This is a genomic window from Candidatus Nebulibacter yamunensis, assembly GCF_024208055.1.
Lineage (GTDB): Bacteria > Pseudomonadota > Gammaproteobacteria > Francisellales > Francisellaceae > Caedibacter > Caedibacter lacustris.
Genome location: NZ_JAMBMW010000014.1, coordinates 21,123 through 41,526, shown reverse-complemented (window position 1 = coordinate 41,526; position 20,404 = coordinate 21,123). Strand labels below are relative to the sequence as shown.

Sequence of the window (20,404 nt, the reverse complement as noted above, 5' to 3'; positions counted from 1 at the left end):
TGACTACCTAATATGATTATACTCATTGTTAAAAAAGTGAGCATATCATAATTTGTACTAATGATGGAAAATGCTAAAGTTCACATTATAGATGATAATTTTAAATTTTGTTTTACTTGGAAGGGTCTGCTTGAAAAGCAAGGCTATAGCGTAAGTATCTATCAAAATAGTGACAGTTTTTTTTCTCACTACAAGCCAAATAATCCTGAATGTTTTATAATAGATTTGCATTTAGGGAATGAATCTGGTGAACAATTATTTTACAGGATAAAGAAAAGTGGAATTTCAGCTCCGTGTATTTTTTTCTCTGGGTATGCAACAATAGAGCTTACTGCGCAGCTTATGAAAAATGGAGCTTTTTATTTGATAGAAAAAAATACACATCCAAAAAATGTGCTTCAAGTTATACAAGATGCGCTATGCTCCAATGAGAAAAAGAATAACCTTAGTATCAAACTATTAACAGAAAGTGAATATAAAGTTTATAAAAGAATGGTAAGTGGTCAATCTGTTGAACAAACAGCATCAGAGCTGTTTATATCTAAACGAACTGTTGAATTTCACAGAACAAATATTTTTAGAAAACTGGAAGTTAAATCAGTTAAAGAAGTTATTCTTAATAGCAAAGTTATGCTTTAGATATTGTGTGGTCAGGTTTTCTGCACCATAAAACAGGGGCAATTTTCAAAGGTAAATTAATTGTCTTTTCATTGTTATTTAATAATTGAATGGTTAATGATTCATGTTCTATTTTCGTTACATAACCAAAATAGTTAGTTTTATTTTCAGTTACTATAATGCAATATTTATTTAGAGTGTCGTGCATGTTTTCACATATTTGTCCAGCGACCAAATCGCCGTTAGAAAAAAAATCATCTGTAGTATCAAAACTTATAGATAAGTATAGGGAGTTTCTATGATTTTTCATAAATAAAAATAGTTCGTCGTTTATGGAATTGTCATTAGAGTTTTTATCATCATAACTTATCAGAAGTGGTGGAGATCCGATCCCTTTATATAGCCATTCTTCTGAAATTAACAATGAGTATAATTCTTGAGCTTTTTGACATATTAATTTAGCACCTTTTTTGCTTAAACCATGAGCACGATCGGTTTCCCATGTTCTTATTGTATTAATGTTAATACAAAATATTTTAGCAAACTGATCCTGACTTAGTCCTAAAAAAGCTCTGATCATTTTAATGCGTTGACCTTTTGAGATTTGAAGTTCCATACAGCCTTAAAATACATAAATATGTATTTTTATATTGACATTATAATTTTTCTTTGGTAGTTTTGATTATACTTGAAAAGATGATAATAAAAAGTCAGCTATTCAAATTTTTGCGGTTATCCGCAGTAGGAATGATTGTAAAAAGTTGTAAACTAATGAATGAAATTACAGACTCAATTAAGGACTCCACCAAAAGTTTGGCGACCGAGGTGAAGCCCTAAGTAAATAACTGATCAGAGATCAGCGTGTCAATAATAGATGATATTTGCTTATTCGTAAATACATCTGCTCGATTCGCTCTTCTTTGATTTTAAAAGTTAAAAATTTAAATCTTCAAACCAGATAGTTTAAGGAGTGGTTTTGAAACACAAGTTGGTGGCAATAGAAAAGGATTTGCACAGGTTGTTAAAGCAGTACTGTCTTGACTATTCCCTGACACTGTTTGAAGCAACAACCAAAATTATTGGTAAGCATTTAAATAACAATGGCTACATAGATGATGAGAATAGGAATATTAAAACTGAATAAAAGTAATAACAGTGATGTTAAAGTTAAAGAGGGAAAACCCATGAAACATAGCAACTTAGTATTAAAATTATCTATTGCATTAACTGGTGCAGCCTTGTTATCAGCTTGCGGTGGCGGAGGCGGTGATAGTGGTAATGAATTTCAAATTGGTAGTGTTGGTAATCCAGTACAAATCACAGTGACGCAAATGTCAGCTAGTGTGACAGGTATTAAAGTTAGTAATAATGCAGATGGCTCTACAGGATATTTATTCTATACAGGTCCAGATTCTGAACAATTTCAAATTTATGACGGTGTAAGTGATACATCATGGTGTAAGCCAACTTTTTGTAAGAATACATGCCAATCTGGTGCGTTGGGTCGCTATTCAAGTTGTTATATTTATGTGAATGCTAAGGTCACTGACTATGGACATACTATAAACGATACAATGAGTATCACAAATGGTAACACAGTACATAGTTTTTCCTTATCAAATAAAGGGCTACTTTACGCATTAGATATAAATGGTTATGTTTACGCTAAAACAGATGATAGTAGTTGGGCAGAGGTTCCATCTCCGCCTAATGTAACTCATCACATTCATACTATTGCGCTTGACAATAACGGTATTATATTTGCCGGCTATGATGGTTATAACCATATACTCAAGCTAAATATATTTTCAAAAGGTTTTGATGATATAGGCATCCCAAATACGTCACTTACCGCTGTGAATGCCTTGGCTTTTGATGCAAACAACAAATTATATGTTGCAGGTAGTGGAAGTAATCATATTTATTCGTATAACAAAGGCTGGCATGATGAAGGTTTAGTTGATAATGCGATTACAGGCATTAATTATCTTAAATTTGATAATGCAGGTAATTTATACACACAAGCTGACACAGCAACTAATCATGATGTATTTAAGAAATTTAATGGTGTTTGGAATAATTTAGGTAATCCAAATGCTAATTCTGTATTCACTGCTTTTGATGTTGATGGGCAAGGCAATATCTATTCTGGTATCACTGGCAGTGGAAGTATGTATATGCATACCGGAGGGGCATGGAGCACTAGTGGTTTCATTAAAGATACCACTAGCGTTCCTACTGCGATTAAGGTACTCAGTAATTTAAATTTATTTGCTAGCATTGGTAATGATGGTGATATTTACACAAAAATACTGGGTGGGGGCTGGAGCCTTGATGGTTCCGCAACAGGTAATACGTCAACGGTTATTGGCTTAAGCGTTGGTAGTCAGTTGACGGTTACTCAAAGCTAATAGAGTTTATAGGCTTGGTAGTGTGATATGAGCGAAATACATGATGTCAGATTCGTTGCCAATATCTTAGGGGACAAGATTATGGCAGCGCTTGCTGATAGCAACGTAATGGATGTTTATGTTAACTCAGATGCTAAACTCTGGGTTGATTCTAAGTTAGATGGCAAGCATTGTGTGGGGGATGTTGATCTTGAGCATATTCGTCATGCCATGAAGGTGCTTTGTCAATATCGTGGCTATTATCTTAACGCGGATTCACCAAGTCACACGGTTGAAATGCCTCATCTTGCACCATTTGATGGTGCAAGATGCAAATGTATTATTGAGCCGGCAGCACCTGCACCATGTATGGTTATACGGCGGCATGCTAAGACGGCATATCCACTTGAAGACTTTGTTCAAAAGAGGATGGTTACGGTTAAACAAGCAGAGTTTTTACGTGCATGCATTCGCTTGTATCGCAATATTTGCGTTATTGGGATTCCACAGTCGGGTAAGACTGCTTTAACGTCAGCATTAATCAATGAAATTGCAAAAGTAGGATGTGCTGATGATCGTGTTCTGATCCTTGAGAGCACGCCTGAAATTAAGGTTAATCTTGAAGATAAACAGTATTTACAGATGAATCCACTGTCAATGCAACAGCTGGTACAGGCGACAGCTCAAATGCGACCCAATCGTATTGTTGTTGGTGAAGTAACAGACCATTCAGCACACGATATGCTCAAATCATGGAATATAGGTTGCTCAGGTGGTATTGCAACTTTTCATGCCAAAGACGTGCATGCGGCACCTTTGCGATTAATTGAGCTTTGCTGTGAAAAAGGTATTGAACCACCGATTGCGTTAATTAACACGGTAGTGGATGTGATTGTGCATATGATCAAAGATCCATCACACCCATATGGAAGGAGGGTTGCAACGATTGCAGAGCTGAAAAGCTATGACTATAACAAAAAGATTTTTAATGTAGAACCAATAAACTTTGGAGAGAAGAACAATGAAATTAATAAAGGGAATTAAAATAATGGTAGGATCAAAAGCGCAGCTGAGGGATTTTTTTGCACTGAAGTTTAGCAGTACTGTTAAGACAAGTACTAAAATATTTGTTTATGTGCTGACATTTTTAAGTTTTGGCACAGTTTTTGCAAGCACAATCGGATCAGGACAATTTGGTTGGGAAAAAGTACTTAAAACAATTGCTGATAGTATTTCAGGACCAGTAGCGTTATCGATTGGCATTATTGCTGTCGCCGTATCTGGTCTTGCAATTGCGTTTGTTGATTTGCAAAGCGGTGGAAAACTATTTGTTAAAGTATTGCTTGGGCTATCAATCGCATTTACTGCGGGCAGCATTATTTCAACCTTTGGTTGGTCAAGTGGTGCAATTATCCTTTAATAGCAATAGATATTAAAATTTAGTGCTGAAGGTTTTGGGAGATAGATGATGAGTATATTATATGACTGGCCAGTCCGTAAGGCGTTAACGCAGCCAGTATTAACAATGGGAACTGAAAAATCGTTATTTACTTTGAATTTCATATTTTGTTTGTGCTTTGTATTAGGCACGCGTCTGACCTGGCCAGCCTTCTTCGCTATACCTTTATTTGTCATTGTACATGGGTTATGTATGGCAGCAAGTAAGCATGATCCTCGAGGTGTTGAGGTATTTAAACGTTCAACACGACACACACAAGGATTTTTCCCAGCACTACCTGGTTTGGCAAGTAACTATAGTCATCGCTTTAACTCGTTTCCAGAAATCGATTTAATAAAGAAAGGATCGTAAGTTAATATTGGGTGGAGATATTAATAATGTCAGAGTATAAATTTAAAGGCTTAAAACTATTAATTACAGCAATAGTCCTAGCTTGTGTATTCGTAGTGGTTTCATTTGTTATAACAAGCCCAAGTGCTGCGATAAATAAACAAGAAAGCTCTGCGGCGGATGGTGTAGTTCTTAATATGTCTTTGTATCAAGTTACAGAATCATTTACTCTCTCATTGATCAAATCGAAACTCCCTAAAGATCAGGTGACGATCATGGGTAATATTGGCTACCTTAATTTGCAAAACAATAAAGAAATCAGCTTATTTGATAACTTTAGCAATCAAATAGATTCGTTAACTACTATTAGCTTAATACGTCATTTGGCAGCATACACACAATGGAATAAGAGCACTCCATTTATAACCACTACTTTCATTCCTTATATTGATCATATCCAAAAACAAAAAGATGGTGATATGGCAATAACACCAAAATTGGTTCAGGTAGGCAGTTGGATAAACATAATACCAACGATTAGATTAACTAATTACGACATAACACTAGCTTTATCACTAGTGAGTAAGGCAGTTAATAATCAAGCTAGTGCTCATTTAAGTGATCTTCAAATTGGCAAGCCAAACATCTCTGAAAGTAACATATCATCTGAGTTTACTGTGAAGAATGGACAAATTGCATTTATACAAATGCAAAGCGCGCAAGCAGGGCAAAAATTATTACTAGTTATTCAGCCTGAAATGGTTAAAAAAATATAACAAGGGAAGGGAGTAATTAATGGGCATTTATACATAATCACCAAACACACTTCATAGATTAAAAACAAAACAGCTTAATACGACCGTTTTAAATGGTTTGGTTATACTCAATCTAAATTTTAGAGAATGATTAAAAAATATGCACAACTTAAGGGCTAAAAATGAAGCGAAATAAATATGTTGGATTGGCTGATAAGTTAGGTTACGCCTTTTTAATCGATAACGTTATCGTGATGAAAGATGGGGCGTTGCAAGCCGTATTTCGTTTTCATGGTGATGATGTCGCATCCGTCGTTGATGAAATGCGTATTGCTTATTCTCTTCGCTGGTCAGAAGCGGTGTGCAATATTTGGAGTCGTAACATTATGATCGAACATGATGTCATTCGCACGCAGGCTGAAAATTATTCTGATGATCAGGTTTTTCCTGCAATTGTTCCGGCTTTAATTGACCAGGAAAGGCGTTATCAATTTGATCACACTGGAGATATTTACGAGTCTTTAACGTATGTGGCAATCACTTTTAAAGAAGATAAAGAAATCTCTAAAGCTACCAAAAAGTTTATCTATAACACCAATGACCAAGTGAGAGATAAAACACCTAATGAGCGATTAAGTGATTTTAATAATAAGCTTCAGCTATTTATGAGCTTTGTGGCATATGGCAATGAAAGTAAGTTTGCTCGTTTAAATGGTGATGAGTTAATGCAGTATTGCCATTTATGCATCACCGGCAAGCGTCAATTGATTGCAGCACCTGATCAAAATAACTTTTTAAATTTGTACTTAGCACGCGATCCTTTCTTAGCGGGTCATCAACCGATGATTGGTGATAAATATATTAAAACACTGACGATTGATCAGTATCCGATGAAATTGCAGCCAATGATGATGCACGTTCTTAACACAATGCGCATGCCTTTTCGTTATCATACTCGCTTTTATGTGCTTTCCAAAGAGCAGGCAAAACGGCAGTTAAAAAAGATACAACGTACCTGGTCATCTAAAGCGATTGGCATGAAAGGTGTTATTGTCCAGGCTATTGGCGGTAGTCCTCAACTTGATGAAGATGCACAGGGCAAAAACTTAGATGCTCAAGCCTGTATTACAGAGAACGAATCCGGTGAGATTAAGTATGGCTTTTATAATGGCTGTATTGTCTTTATGCACGAAGACATTGTTGAACTTAATCGCGTTGTGAGTGATTTTACCGATGTTATTACTAACCTTGGATTTTTAATTCGCAATGAGCGTGCAAATGCTACGGAAGTTTATTTAGGCAGTATTTCAGGGCATGGTATGTATAACTGTCGTATTAATCTACTGGATTCCATATCATGGGCTTATCAGTTGCCACTGTCATCTATCTATGCCGGGGAGCGTTATTGTCCTAGCCAATTATATCCTGCGCATTCTCCAGCGCTTTTATATGCAGTTACTGATGGTAGTAATGTCTATCGCTTAAACCTGCATGTCAGTGATGTTGGACACACGATGATTTTAGGACCAACAGGCGCAGGTAAATCAACATTATTAGGCATTATGATGTCGCAGCACTTAAAGTATCCAAATGCGCGTGTGGTGATTTTTGATAAAGATAGCTCACATAAATATTTTACTCGATCACATGCAGGCAAATATTACTCACCTGAAGATTTAAAAACCGCTAAATTAACCCCTTTTGCTGCCATTAATGATGATTATGGTTTTGAGATTATCCATAAGTGGTTATGTGACACGTTTGAGATCAATGGTGTACAGATGGAGTCAACTCGTCGCACGATTGTTAAAGAATCACTGACAAATTTAAGATCACTGCCAAAAGAGGAGTGTAAGTTCAGTAATCTTGAGTTTCAGGAGCAGGAATTACGCAATGCCTATATTGCTTTAAAAACCAGTATATTTGGGAGTTTAATGGATGGAACTTCAAGTGATTTATTTACCTCATCATTACTGGCTTTTGATATTGGCGAAATATTAAAGTTACCCGAGCATTTATTTATTCCCATTATTGAGTGCCTAAATGCACAAATTGAGCTTTTATCAACGTCTTTACATCCTTGTTTACTTGTTATGGAAGAAGCATGGCTGTATTTGGACACCCCAATTTTAGAGCGCAAGCTTAAAGACTGGTTAAAAACACTGAGGAAGTTTAATGTCTCGGTGATTTTTGTATCGCAATCATTGTCAGATGTCTCTAAGAGTGCCATTACTGAGGTCTTAAAAGAATCCTGTCCAACTAAAGTTTATCTGCCAAATGCTGAAGCCATTTCAGCAGAGGTTAAAGCACAGTATGAAGTTTTTTCATTAAATGCCAAAGAAATATCACTGATTGCCAATGGAACACCAAAAAGGCATTACTACATTTCACAACCGACAGGTAAGCGTTTAATTGATCTGAATTTAGGCGAGCTTGCTTTGGCATTTTTAGCGGTTAGCAGTGAACCTGATAGAGCCTTGTTTGATCAATATTATCGCGAGGATGATCCAATGTGGATGGTGGAATATCTAACGGCAAAAGGGTTAAAAGATGCTGCTGATTTTGCCAAGCGCACATACATAGCACATTCAGTTGAAGAGAGTTTGTCATGAAGAGTAAACACATTTTTTTAACAGTGGGTTTTTCTGCTATTTATTTACAGTCATTTGGCTTTGGTGGGGATGTGGTAATTGATCCAACTAACCTTATTCAAAATACTTCATCTGCACTAAACAGTGCGAGCAGCGTTGCCAATCAGATTGAGCAGTTGAATAACCAGCGTATTATGCTGCAAAACTCCGATTTAAAGACGCTAACTGATTACACCAATGCAGCCAACACAGTTGGCAATATGGCGTCAACAGGTGAGGCATTAACCTATTCAACCGAGCATATTAATGAACGCTTTAATGATGTCTTTGGAGATAAGAAAAAAGGTGATGCGCAAGATCAGACAAACAGTCGTATGAAGACGGTCTTAGATACGACGAAGGGCACTTTAAATTCAACCAAAAAACAAATGGGCTACATGGCTGAGCAAGCAGATGGTTTAAATCAGATTGTCAATCACTCTAATTCAGCGCAGGGCACGAAAGCGGTATTGCAAGGTACGAATCAGCTGCTGCAAGCAAATGCCGCACAACTGCAATCAATAAACCAGTCGTTAAACCAGATGCAATCGCAACAAGCAACCATTGCCGCAGCGAATGCCTCACAGGAAATGGCAGCGACTAAAGCTGATCAAAAATTCATAAATTATGAATTAAAGAAACCACGCTATGAGGCGGATGATAAATTTAAAACCATTCCTGATTTCTCAACGAATTAAAAAGGATCATTTACATGGCAGATGTTCAAGTACTTAATACGATAAATCAGGAGTTTCTAACGGGCTTTCAGCAGTCCATGCATGAGATATTCCTAGCAGGCAATAACCTTGCTTACTGGTTAGCCTATATCACCATATCCTTCACCACTTTGATGATGATTTTACAGGGTGAGGAGATAAATAAACTGTTATCCAAATTAACTCAGATGGCGATATTGTTTGGCATGTTCTTTACGTTAATTGAGGTGTGTGGCTCATGGATTCCAGCGTGGATTAATGGCTTTATGCAAACAGGTGCCAAAGCAGGGAACTTATCTGGTATTGATCCTTCTTCTGTTTTTGATCAGGGATTTTATTTAGCCTCCAGTATTTTTCAGGTAGCAGGCAAGATGGGTATTACGCATTTGCCAACTGCATTACTGGCGATGATCTCAGGCGTTTTTATTGCCATTATTTATGCTTTTATTGCGGCAAGCCTTTGTGTGTTACTAATTAAAACCTACGCCTTAATTTCAGTTGGACCGATTATTTTTGCCTTTGGGATGAATGATGTTACGCGCCCTACGGTTAATAATTATATTGGGAAGCTTATTGGGATTGGTCTTCAGATCATGACAATGTATATCGTAATTGGCGTTGGCGTTCATGTCGGTCAAGGCTGGGTGGACTCACTGCAGCACTCTGCTCATGTAGGTATTTTTAGCTACAGCGATATTTTAATTGTTATTGGTGGCTTAGTCATTTTTTATCTGGTGGTGCAGAACGTCCCCTCCTTTATTGCTGAAATTTCAGGTGCCGGTTCTTTTAGGGATTACGGGCAAGCTGCTGTGGCTTCTGCCTTATCGGCTGCAGCAATGACGGTGAGTGCTGTTAAAGGGGTGGCAACGGCGCCAACACAAGCAGCAGGGGCAGCGGCGGCACTAGGGACCGGTGGGCATCATGCTTTAAATGCAGCGAAAGGGTTAGGCAATATGGTTGCAGGTGGAGCCAAAGGTTTTTGGAATACCAAAAATGATATGGCTTCAGGTTTTAAAAGTACCGCAGAAGCTTTTAAACAAGCAGATAAAAGTGGACTGATTAAGGGTGGTGTAGCAGCAGCTAAATATGCTGGTGGCATTACAAAGGCATCATCTAAGTCATTAACCAATACATTAGGCGGTGCCACTAAAAATATTCGCACTGCTGCGTGGAATCATATTAAACATGGACCAAGCAAAAAATAACATAATGAAGGGAAATAAAATCTATGTCAGAGCAACCAAAAAAAATATACGGCTCCTTTGCCTCTAAAACACAAGATACAGCGCACGGCGTTGTTGTAGAAGATCATAATAAAGGCAAAGAAGGACAGCCAATAACACCTAATAATCAGGCACAAATGAGTGAAATGATGCGCATGTTAAATTCAGGTCGTCAGGAGTCCGTTAAGCGCCTTTGGACGACGGTTTGGATATTAGCCGTGTTTAGCTTTGTGCTGTTGATTGCTTCCGTCATGTTGTATATGACACCCAAAGTTTATCCAGTGATCGTAAAGGTTAATGGTAACAATCAGATTTTAAGCATTGAGAAAGCAGCACAAATTAATCCTCGTTCTATCACGCCGGAAATGCATACCTATTTGATTGAGCAGTTTGTTAAAAATGCGCGTCAGGTGAGTTTTGATGGTCATCTGCAACAGGACATGATCAAGTCAGCGTATGCTTATTTACAGGGAGCTGCGACACAAACACTAGAGGATTTTTATCAAAAGCGTGATCCATTTAAAGTCGCGGCAACGGAAACCATTAGTGTGGTGATTAATAGTGTTACCCCAGCAGTTGGCGGTAGTCCAACTTCAACACAAGTTCGCTGGACGGAAATTACCAAAGATACGCAAACAGGTAAGGTGATTGACAATAATCAGTACACAGGTGTTTTTACCTATAAACAAAACGATGAGCCACCGCAAGGTCAGGACATTGCCTTATACAATCCAATGGGTTTTTATATTACCCATATCTCATGGACAAAAGATTATCGCGCTGAAGATCAGGTGGCGTAATGAAGTAACGCAGGAGTAACAAACACATGAATGTTTATATGCAAATTAAAAAATGTCTGGTAGCAACAGCCATCGTGCTTCCAGCATTGTTGCCAAACCTAAGTTTAACACAGGATTTTTCATTTATTACACGCTTGGATGCAATCAGTTATTGGCGTATTGATAGTGGGGTAAGATTATTAAAGGCACCAGATAACACAACGGCGCATTCTGCACTACCTGTGATGGTTGGTGTTGCCTTAGGACAAAGATTGCCTCTTAACGATCGATTTTATCTTGGTGGTGAATTTGATCTGCAATATCTGGGATATGATCGTTTTACTTATCAACAAAACAGAGTCTCTCAACAATTATTTCAGCTTGCTGGTCTTGGTACATTGACAGGTTTTGTAAATCCTCATTTAGAGTTTCATGGCAAACTAGGCGTGGCTTCACAGGTTAATTTTAATCAAAGCACGGATATTGGGTTTGGATTTGTAGCTGCTGTTGGTACGGGTGTTTATATCAATCCACTAACTGAGCTTACGTTTGATTTTCAACATACATTCGGTGGTTCTAGTGCCTATCCATATGGACATGTGACTTTGACAAACACGGTTTTGAGTATTGGTTTGCAATGCTTTTTTTAGTGGCGTGTACACGTAATGAAAATAGAAAGGAAAAGGTGAGAATAGTGAATAAAAATAGTGTAAATAAAAATCTATTGCATCAGCACTTGCGTTTAGGCGTTCTGATGATATTTGGAGTGATGGCATCAGGCTGCGCGTCAATGGATCAAACCAGACCAATGAAAATGGAATATAGACCCAGCGGTTATATTCCATCAAATCCTTTAGCGCAAAGTAACGCTGTACAAACAGTTGGTGCAACAACTGTGCCCATATTGCAAAAAGATACGATGCTGACCTCGGCAGGGTTTACTAATTCACCACAAATTAAAATGGCCTATGAAAAGTATATGGCTACAGGGAATGCGGAAGCCATTAAAGGAGACGGGTTTATTACTTTGCCGTTTAATCCATACAATCGTCCAATCATTCAATGCGCGCCATTGCAACTTTGCCAGATTATTCTAGAGAAAGGCGAAAAAATTAACGCGATATCTTTGGGTGATTCAATGCGTTGGATGACAGATAAGATTTACACAGGCACCGCTGAGAATGGTTCTTGGATTGTCATTCTTAAACCAACAGCTTTGGATATATCAACTAATCTGACTATTGCCACAGATAAACGCGTTTATAATTTGGGGCTTTTATCTAAAAATGGTGTTTCTCCGGTGGTTAATTTCTGGTATCCATCAGAAATGGCAGAGCGCGAGGTAAGTAATAGCTGGATTCAAAAAGCTCAACAGAATGCTCCAGATAATAATAATGTGATTGCCTCAGGTAATCCAAAAGCCGTAAATCAAAGTTATATTAATGTCGATAATTTAAACTTCAATTATTCACTCTCTGGAGATAATCCCGCGTGGACACCAAGCCAAGTATTTGATGATGGCAACAAGACATGGATTAGAATGCCGCCTGCTACAGATCGTATGGCCTTACCTGTTTTATATGTTTACCAGAACGGGCAGGAAACACTTCAAAACTATCAATATACACGCCCTTATATTCGCTTTGATGGCTTATTTGAAAAGGCACGTTTAATTGACGGTTCGGGTAAACATAAAACAGAAGTCGATATAATTAATAATAACTTTGCGTGATGGTTATGATAAAGCTTAAAAATTTTAACAGCAAAAAACCGACAGATCAGCAGCATGAGCGTGCACATTTGGGAGACCAATTTGGTGAGTCAGTCCCTAAAGCGGTGGATTTTGCCAAAAGGTTTAAATGGGCAATTTTGGGATTTATTACATTTATGCTGATTGCGATTGTTCTGGCTGTCAATTACTCCACTAAAAGAACAGTTCAGCAAACGGTTATTCGAGAAATTAAAACTAATTCGGACGCATCAATTGCCAAAATTCAAGAAATTAATGCAATGAATGTACCGATGGTATTGCTGCAAAATTGGGCACTTTTAATCAATGGTCAACAATATGCAATTTACCAGGCTGACAATGGTCATGCTTATGCCAAGATTAATGGCGTGAATCGTCCCTTGAAAGATGGTGATGTGATTTACAAAGATGGCAAAGCCTATATCTTTAAAAATGGTAAATTTGTACCACTGGATATTGCTGATGGTAATCAGTCACCTTATCACACGGGCGATCTAGTATATAAAGACGGTAAATTATACCAGGTTGGTGCTGATAGCAAATTACATCCATATGAGGGGAAATTAAAGCCAGGGCAGATTGTCTGGAGAGATGGTAAAGCCTATGTTGTGGGTGCTGATGGGAAATTACATCCAGTAGGTGATCATCCTACCGAAGGGCAATTTGTTATGAAAGATGGCAAGCTATACCGCGTGGGTGCTGACGGAAAATTACACCCTTATGATGGCGAATTAAAGCCAGGTGACATTGTTTGGAAGGATGGTAAACCTTATGTGGTTGGGGCAGATGGTAAGCTTCATCTAATAGAGGACAAGCCACAACCTGGAGACATTGTTGAAAAAGATGGCAAGCTCTATCAGGTAGGTGAAGACGGTAAACTATATCCTTATGCGGGTGAGTTAGCACCAGGGCAGGTGATCTGGAAAGACGGCAAACCCTATATGGTCGATGAAAATGGTCACTTGGTGCCATTAACTGAGGGCATGGTACACACGATTGATGGCAAGCCTTATGTTTGGAAAGATGGCAAATGGGTGCCACTATCTGAACTTGGTGCGGATCCTAAGCATTTGGTGGTTAAAGACAGTAAGCTATATGAGATTGGTGATGATGGCAAATTAATCCTGTTTAAAGGCAAATTAAGGCCAGGGCAGATTGTCTGGAAAGATGGTGTGCCTTATGTTGTAGGTGATGATGGCAAGCTACATAAAATGGAAGATGGTCAAAGCATCAAAGATAAAGATGGCTATCGCTATATTTACAAAGATCAAAAGTTACAGCGTGAGAAAGAAAAGAAAGCAGGCGATAATGCGATCACTGATACCGCAGAAGAAGCACGTGCGGGATATGATCAATCCTTAATGGCAGCTTATAAGTCCTCGTTAGTTTCTTTTGATGGTCAGATGCAAGCAAAAGACAATGCACCTGCTCAACGATCACCACAAGATAGGGTGCAGGAAGCCCTTAACTCACAAATGACGGCATTACGCGAGCAAGCCAAAGCAATGAGCTCGATGATGACTAAGGGGAGTGATCAATACGCACAGCAAAATTCACAAAGCTCGAAGGCTGCTTTTTTAAAAGAAGATCAATCAGAACCGAATCAATCTGATGCTCAGCTTCAGCACCCAGTAAGTCCTTACACGTTATTTGCGGGCTCGATTATCCCAGCGACATTTGAGACAGGCATTAATTCAGATTTGCCAGGGACAATTATTGCGCGTGTGTCGCGCAATGTGTATGACACACGGACAGGTAATTACTTATTGATTCCGCAAGGGACTAAAATCATGGGTAAATATGATTCACAAGTTGCCTACGGACAAGAACGTGTATTGATGGTATTCACTCGTCTGTTATTTCCTAATGGTACTTCAATCAAGCTTGATAATCAGCCCGGGGCTGATTTGCGAGGATTTGCAGGGGTCACCGGGGATGTAAACAATCACTACTGGCGAATATTTGGCAATGCGTTGATGTTCTCAGTATTTGGTGCGTTGGGGCAATTATCTCAACCATCCAATGATAATAGTAATGGCAGTAGTACATCTAATCAGCAGGTGATTTATGCAGCAATTGGACAGCAGTTAACGCAAACAGCAGCACAAATGATTGCTAAGAATATGAACATTCAACCTACGATTAAAATTCAGCCTGGCAACAACTTTTCGATTTTGACGACACGCGATATTGTGTTCCCAAGCTGGTATCACTTCGATAATACAGGTGGTCAGGCATGACATTAACGATTAAAAACCGATTTGCTTTATATTTTTTAGCAGTTACGGTGCTTGTTTTACTGGGTTTATATCTGGTCATTAAAACATTTGGCTTGCGGCTTAATCTTAGTGATTCTATGCCGATGGGTCTGTATGTGGTAGATAAAAACACACGGATTACACGAGGCGCGCTGGTTGAAGTTTGTTTATCCAGTGATATTCTTTCAGAAGGGATTGCTAAGGGGTATATAGATCAAAAGGGTATTTGCCCAGATGGTGCAGGATCGATTATTAAAGAGGTTATTGCGTTACCTGTTGATCATGTTAGCTTAACAAATTCAAAGATTGTTGTGAATAAGACAGCATATAGTGCACCAGTCCACGATTTGTCATTATCTGGGATAGCTATTACAAGGTTTGTTAAATCAGGTGACTCACAAGTGTATGGATATTGGCTATATGGTAGCAATAACACCGACTACTCGTGGGATTCACGTTATTTTGGGGCAGTGCAGGCAAGCAATATTATTCACGTATTAAGACCGCTATGGGTTTGGTCTGATGGTAACAATACTTCAAAAATATCAAATACATCATCGCATGCGATGGTGCTGACAAGGGATAGCTATGCAGCGTAAAAATCATCATACAGAATCAGCTGAGCAACGGACTTTTAAAGAGCGCATTTATTACTACGTGATGCAAGGTGTTTGTGTGGCATTGGTGTTACTAGGTGGCGTGATTGGTGGCTGTATTGGATATTGGTTAAAACAGTTTATTGTTGCCAATTTACCTATAGCGGCGATGTTTGTCGGTTTTACTGTATTCACTCTTCTAACGGTGATTGGAGCGTTAATTGGGAATCGTTTAGGTATTAAATTATTGGATAGTTAAAAGTGAATTATTTAAAGGTTATTTAAGCGTATTGAAAAAATAATATTGTGAAGGAGAGAATTATGAAATTAAAAAGTATCACATGTTTAATTAGCGGTGGATTATTTTGTTTATCTAGCATTACTACGACATATGCAGCTGGCGATAATACGGATGGAATGAGTCACGTGAAAGAGTTTTACGCGGTTAAAGGGATGACACTACAGCAAACAGTGCAGCGATGGGGTCAGTCACAGAATACACCCATCGATGTAGCTAATTTGCCAAACATGACCATTAACAGCGATAAGTTATACGTTGGTTCACTGTTATCTAAAAAGCCTGATGATAACGTTATTTATCAATTATTTGCTGATAACTTTGACTGGCAGAAAGCAAACCATCCTAAGGTAATTGTTAACAATCAGAATTTGCCAACTGATCATTATCAGATTCGTTTTTCTTCGCCATTGCAAAAATATCTGGCAAATATTCATGACAGTAATATTCATGTGATTTCAGATCAAGTAGCAGATGTGGAAAATGATGATAGTACAAACAATCGAAATCAGTTAGGCGTTTATCCTGCGTTGTATGTTAATAAAGAGAGCAAAGTAATTGCATTTAGTTTGGATAAAAATGATCAATCCGCACAGGCGTTATCGATTAAACAGCCTGAGATTTATCATCTGTATAAAGGGCAAACAGTTCGTCAAACCATTGATCGCTGGGCTAAACGTAATGGTTATAACGTCGTATATCAAACAAAGATGGACTTTAACATCACACAGGATACGACGTTGTATGGTGCATTTTTATCAAAAAATGGTCCCTTGCAAACACTGCTTAGTTCATTAACACAGACTCCAACACCACTTAAAGCAGAGATTACTGCCAATAAGGTGCTGATCATTAAGCCTGATCGTTATAGTTCAAACTTTCTTATGCCTGGGGCAGATCAATCAGTGGAACATAATACCAGTATTAATACTAATACTGCTGAGCATAATGCATAACTAAGAGGGAAAAATAATGAATAAAATATATAAAACATCAGAGAAATCAAAGCTTCTGACCCAGATCAAAGGCATATTTGTTGCAATGATTGTGGTAAGTATGGCTTTGTCCGGATGCGCTAATATTGAGGCAACACAAAAAGCAGCCAAGGATAATTTTAATGCGGCTAAAGACATTATCAATCAAGCACATGCCAACCAAGATAATGATTTAATTGCTTACAACAAGCAAATCTATATTACTGATAAAGGTTTCGAAGTTAAAGCACCTTCTGAGCAGTTACCGAAAGTCTTTTCTGAAAGCTTTACCTTTCGCTCTAATCAGAAAAAAGATTTATTCGATATTTTAAATGAGATTGGACAAAGCAGCAGTATCAGTATTCGCGTGACGCAAGATGCCCAGGTTTATATGGATGAATTATTAAATGGAGATGATCAAAATAAGGCAAGCAATGCGCAAGTCGCACCGATCTCATCGCTTCAGCCATCAAAGAAACAAACTCGTGATTTAAAAATGTCACTCAATTTTCAAGGAACATTGGCTAAGCTTTTGACCTATGTGACCACGCACTATGACTTATCATGGCGTTATAACCATGATCGTGATGTGGTTGATGTTTATCGGTTAGAAACTCGCACCTTTGCTTTGGATATGTTGCCTGGCACATCACAAACGAAAGTGAAAATTGAAAACGCATCAAAAGGGGAAAATGCCACTCAAAACATGAGCAATGATTTTGATTCTGGTGTGAATGATCCTTGGAAATCAGTTTTAAGTATTATTACCGATATCATTGGCAAAGCTGGCAGTGTTCAGGCGGCACCTGCCACAGGCTATGTCACTGTGACGTCAACTCCTGATTTAATTAATGAAGTCCAGACTTTTATTGATACGCTCAATACAACAGCGCGTAAAAGTATTGCGTTACGCGTTGATATTTACGATGTTGAAACATCTAACTCATCTAATTATGGTATTGACTGGAATGCAATGTATAAAGTCACTAAAGGGGCATTATCTTGGAGTTCTAACGGCATTCCCAATCCGCTATCTGATCCATATTCTGGCAGCATTGAGACGGCAACCGTAACAGGAGGGATTTCCTCAGGACCGTTTGAAGGATCTAAGTTAGTTGTATCTGCTTTACAACAGATGGGACATACCACTTATGTTACAGGGACAACAGTTTATACAGTTAATGGCAGACCTGCGCCGATTCAAGTTAACCGCTCAACAGACTATGTTAAAGAAACCTCAGTGACTGCGTTAGGCACAGGCTCAGTCTCATCTGATAATATTCAAACAAGCATGACACCTGGCACCATTAGCACTGGTTATACCGTTGATGTCACGCCTCGTATTATTAAAGGCAACAAGGTCTTATTAAGCCTGTCCGTAAATATTTCGTCACTACTTAAAATGCGTCAGGTTACTTCAGGTCCTAAAGATGCGAAAAGCACCATAGAATTACCAGACTTAAGAAATAAGTCCTTTATGCAAACGGTGTCATTAACGTCAGGGCAGACAGCGGTTTTGGCCGGTTTTCAGAATGATACCAATAATGATGGCACGAATTCAGTTGGATCACAAAAGTACTGGTATCTCGGTGGCAAACAGGCAACCAACAAAGAGCATACTGTTACGGTTGTGATTGTAACACCTTACATCATTGATAATAACGAAACCGAGGCTTAAAAAATGAGGGATGGAAATCAAGTGGTAGCGCCGCCAGTGTCGCATTTACAAAAAATGTTTAAACGTTATGCGCTAGGATGTAATTATCACTATGTAGCAAACAAAAAAGCATTTTTAAAAGAGTATGGCAATGCTTATGGCTATTTTAATGCTAAACATAATCAGGCAGTTGTTACGAAACTTAAGTCACAACTGAATAAACCGATTTTATCCCTTTTATTCGCAAGTGAGTTCAATAATTTTTTGTATGTAACTGATCAGCATGGCGATGCAACACAGGTTGAATCAGTGGATGGGCAGATGCTTCCGTTGTTGTGGATTTGCCTTGTGCAGAACGGGAGAGTGATTGATTCAGGATCTGTTTATACAAGTCCGATTACTGGCGAAGATGAAATATACTCGGGTGATATGTTTATATCGCGCGACAAACTCCCTTTTTTTGTTGCGCATGTAGCAAGACAGAATACAATGCAACAGCAAGCTACACTGACTACCAGTATTCATTGTAGTGATGACATACAAAGCTTATTTGATCAGTCAGCATTTTACATTCAGCCATTTGATTTAAATCAGTTTTTAATTGCACCTAAAGTTGAGCAACTGGCTAAAAAATATATGATTAAACCTGTTAAGGCTAATAGTTTTGCCGCTAAGTTATTGTTGGCGATCTTAACTGTAGGGCTTGTATGGTATGGTGTTGATAAGTATTTAGCATACAAGGCAGAAGCTGTTGCAATACATGATAGTCAGATAAGACAACAGCAAAAAGAACAGTATGACAAGCAATTAAGAATAGAAAAAAGTAAAACGTTTATTGGTTTAGTGAACCAAAACAATGCAAGTTATGTTTTATCATCGTTGATTGATCGTTGGGCAACACTTAATTACCTTGTTGCTGGCTGGGACTTAACGGATATTGATTATGTGCAGCAACGCGTGGGCATTTTGCGACTAACGTATCAACGTAACGGGTATGCAACGTTAGATGGCTTTCTAAAAGAAAGTGCTAGTATCCAACCCATCAAACTGGATATTGAGAAAGACGCTTCTAAGGTGCACGTTGATGTTGCAATAATGAGCACACGCAATGAGCCTGATTTGACGCTTCAGGCTTTTAACAACGAACAAAATCGCATTTTATCAGCGACACAGTTAATGTCTGCTATTCAAAGCTATTCATTAGCCTATGTGGCTTCACAAGCCACGATTGTTGATGGCAGACGGATCCAGACAATTCAGGTCAATGGTTTAGGTGACTATACGTTATTAGCATTAACTAAATCAGCTGAATCAAATCCATTTTTTATTATTTCAGATCTGAAGCTTTCTATACACGACAGCATGATCACTAATTGGAGTTTTAAAGGAGTTATTTATGAATAAGTTAAAAGGGTTAAATCTATTGAATAAGCAGTTGCTAGTATGGCTAGGCGCTTTAGGTACAGTATCCTCTGGTGTTGTTTATGCAGACACCGCTATTGATGACAACAGTTATGTCACTCAGATGAAGCGGTATCAACAGGAACTTGCGTTATCGTCAGCACAAAATGAAGTGGTTGAAGCAAAGCTTAAGCGTGCCAAGATGAATATGCAACTTGAAGCAATTAAAAATGGAGATGCAGTTAGTCTTAGCTTTGCCTCAGCTCAGAGTTCTCCCAATGATCTTAATACGAACACAGGTAGTAAGTTGGTAATTAATAAATCACAAACCTTCACTTTGATGGGTGTTTCGGGTCCATCTAGTAATCTAGTTGCTTCATTGCACTACGATAACAGCTTATTTCCTGTGAAAAAGGATGATGACATTTCGGGTAAATGGCGCGTATTAGAAGTTATGCCTAGTTACGTTAAATTACAACACATTAGACACTCAGATGACATTAGAGTTGTTTATTTGGCTCACCCAGTTCAAGAATCTTCAGACGAAAAGAGCAGCTGAGAAGTTGATAT

The 20,404-nt window shown here is 38.3% G+C and carries 21 protein-coding genes; 20 read left to right on the top strand and 1 reads right to left on the bottom strand.

What is annotated here, in order from left to right:
- Positions 1-60 precede the first annotated feature (60 nt).
- A complete protein-coding gene (locus M1V25_RS07155) occupies positions 61-639 on the top strand; it encodes a response regulator transcription factor (RefSeq protein WP_498842846.1) in 579 nt (192 codons plus the stop codon).
- Here the strand turns inward: M1V25_RS07155 and M1V25_RS07150 are convergent.
- Positions 629-1,234 carry a helix-turn-helix domain-containing protein gene (locus tag M1V25_RS07150; RefSeq protein ID WP_498842845.1) on the bottom strand — a complete coding sequence of 202 codons (606 nt, stop codon included), beginning with the start codon at positions 1,232-1,234 and terminating at the stop codon, positions 629-631. The genes M1V25_RS07155 and M1V25_RS07150 overlap by 11 nt on opposite strands.
- 360 nt (positions 1,235-1,594) lie before the next feature.
- Between M1V25_RS07150 and M1V25_RS07145 the strand changes: the two genes are divergently transcribed.
- The 19 genes from M1V25_RS07145 to M1V25_RS07055 all read left to right on the top strand — a co-directional run bounded on the left by M1V25_RS07145 (position 1,595) and on the right by M1V25_RS07055 (position 20,393).
- Entirely contained in the window at positions 1,595-1,762 is a 168-nt protein-coding gene (locus M1V25_RS07145; protein ID WP_498842844.1) for a hypothetical protein, read from the top strand.
- 40 nt (positions 1,763-1,802) lie between these two features.
- Positions 1,803-3,029, top strand: coding sequence for a hypothetical protein (locus tag M1V25_RS07140; RefSeq protein WP_498842843.1), 1,227 nt, complete (start codon positions 1,803-1,805; stop codon positions 3,027-3,029).
- Positions 3,030-3,056: 27 nt separating this feature from the next.
- Complete coding sequence (locus M1V25_RS07135) at positions 3,057-4,052, top strand: ATPase, T2SS/T4P/T4SS family (protein WP_498842842.1); 996 nt, start codon at positions 3,057-3,059, stop codon at positions 4,050-4,052.
- A complete protein-coding gene (locus tag M1V25_RS07130) occupies positions 4,030-4,428 on the top strand; it encodes a TrbC/VirB2 family type IV secretion system protein (protein WP_498842841.1) in 399 nt (132 codons plus the stop codon). Before M1V25_RS07135 ends, M1V25_RS07130 begins: the two co-directional genes overlap by 23 nt.
- A gap of 45 nt (positions 4,429-4,473) precedes the next feature.
- Positions 4,474-4,818 carry a VirB3 family type IV secretion system protein gene (locus M1V25_RS07125; protein WP_498842840.1) on the top strand — a complete coding sequence of 115 codons (345 nt, stop codon included), beginning with the start codon at positions 4,474-4,476 and terminating at the stop codon, positions 4,816-4,818.
- Between the two features lie 26 nt (positions 4,819-4,844).
- Positions 4,845-5,573: a hypothetical protein gene (locus M1V25_RS07120; protein ID WP_498842839.1), complete on the top strand. Its 729-nt coding sequence runs from the start codon at positions 4,845-4,847 to the stop codon at positions 5,571-5,573.
- A gap of 161 nt (positions 5,574-5,734) precedes the next feature.
- Complete coding sequence (locus M1V25_RS07115) at positions 5,735-8,164, top strand: VirB4 family type IV secretion/conjugal transfer ATPase (protein WP_498842838.1); 2,430 nt, start codon at positions 5,735-5,737, stop codon at positions 8,162-8,164.
- Entirely contained in the window at positions 8,161-8,880 is a 720-nt protein-coding gene (locus M1V25_RS07110) for a TrbJ/VirB5 family protein (RefSeq protein WP_498842837.1), read from the top strand. Before M1V25_RS07115 ends, M1V25_RS07110 begins: the two co-directional genes overlap by 4 nt.
- A gap of 14 nt (positions 8,881-8,894) precedes the next feature.
- Positions 8,895-10,103: a type IV secretion system protein gene (locus M1V25_RS07105; RefSeq protein ID WP_498842836.1), complete on the top strand. Its 1,209-nt coding sequence runs from the start codon at positions 8,895-8,897 to the stop codon at positions 10,101-10,103.
- A 23-nt stretch (positions 10,104-10,126) separates the two neighbouring features.
- On the top strand, positions 10,127-10,921 hold the full coding sequence (locus tag M1V25_RS07100) for a VirB8 family type IV secretion system protein (protein ID WP_498842835.1): 795 nt from the start codon (positions 10,127-10,129) through the stop codon (positions 10,919-10,921).
- Positions 10,922-10,947: 26 nt separating this feature from the next.
- Complete coding sequence (locus tag M1V25_RS07095; RefSeq protein ID WP_498842834.1) at positions 10,948-11,550, top strand: hypothetical protein; 603 nt, start codon at positions 10,948-10,950, stop codon at positions 11,548-11,550.
- A gap of 44 nt (positions 11,551-11,594) precedes the next feature.
- A complete protein-coding gene (locus M1V25_RS07090; protein WP_498842833.1) occupies positions 11,595-12,632 on the top strand; it encodes a TrbG/VirB9 family P-type conjugative transfer protein in 1,038 nt (345 codons plus the stop codon).
- Positions 12,633-12,637: 5 nt separating this feature from the next.
- Positions 12,638-14,890 carry a TraB/TrbI/VirB10 family type IV secretion system protein gene (locus tag M1V25_RS07085; RefSeq protein WP_498842832.1) on the top strand — a complete coding sequence of 751 codons (2,253 nt, stop codon included), beginning with the start codon at positions 12,638-12,640 and terminating at the stop codon, positions 14,888-14,890.
- On the top strand, positions 14,887-15,507 hold the full coding sequence (gene traF / locus M1V25_RS07080; RefSeq protein WP_498842831.1) for a conjugative transfer signal peptidase TraF: 621 nt from the start codon (positions 14,887-14,889) through the stop codon (positions 15,505-15,507). Before M1V25_RS07085 ends, traF begins: the two co-directional genes overlap by 4 nt.
- Entirely contained in the window at positions 15,497-15,763 is a 267-nt protein-coding gene (locus tag M1V25_RS07075; RefSeq protein ID WP_498842830.1) for a hypothetical protein, read from the top strand. Before traF ends, M1V25_RS07075 begins: the two co-directional genes overlap by 11 nt.
- Positions 15,764-15,825: 62 nt before the next feature.
- Complete coding sequence (locus M1V25_RS07070) at positions 15,826-16,758, top strand: TcpQ domain-containing protein (protein WP_498842829.1); 933 nt, start codon at positions 15,826-15,828, stop codon at positions 16,756-16,758.
- A gap of 16 nt (positions 16,759-16,774) precedes the next feature.
- Positions 16,775-18,454, top strand: a complete 1,680-nt coding sequence (locus M1V25_RS07065) for a secretin GspD/PilQ domain-containing protein (RefSeq protein ID WP_498842828.1) — start codon at positions 16,775-16,777, stop codon at positions 18,452-18,454.
- Positions 18,455-18,457: 3 nt separating this feature from the next.
- Positions 18,458-19,837 carry a type IV pilus inner membrane component PilO gene (locus tag M1V25_RS07060; protein ID WP_498842827.1) on the top strand — a complete coding sequence of 460 codons (1,380 nt, stop codon included), beginning with the start codon at positions 18,458-18,460 and terminating at the stop codon, positions 19,835-19,837.
- The gene (locus tag M1V25_RS07055; protein ID WP_498842826.1) at positions 19,830-20,393 is read left to right on the top strand and encodes a hypothetical protein; all 564 of its coding nucleotides are present in this window, start codon (positions 19,830-19,832) and stop codon (positions 20,391-20,393) included. The genes M1V25_RS07060 and M1V25_RS07055 overlap by 8 nt, the downstream gene beginning before the upstream one ends.
- The last annotated feature ends 11 nt before the right edge of the window (positions 20,394-20,404 follow it).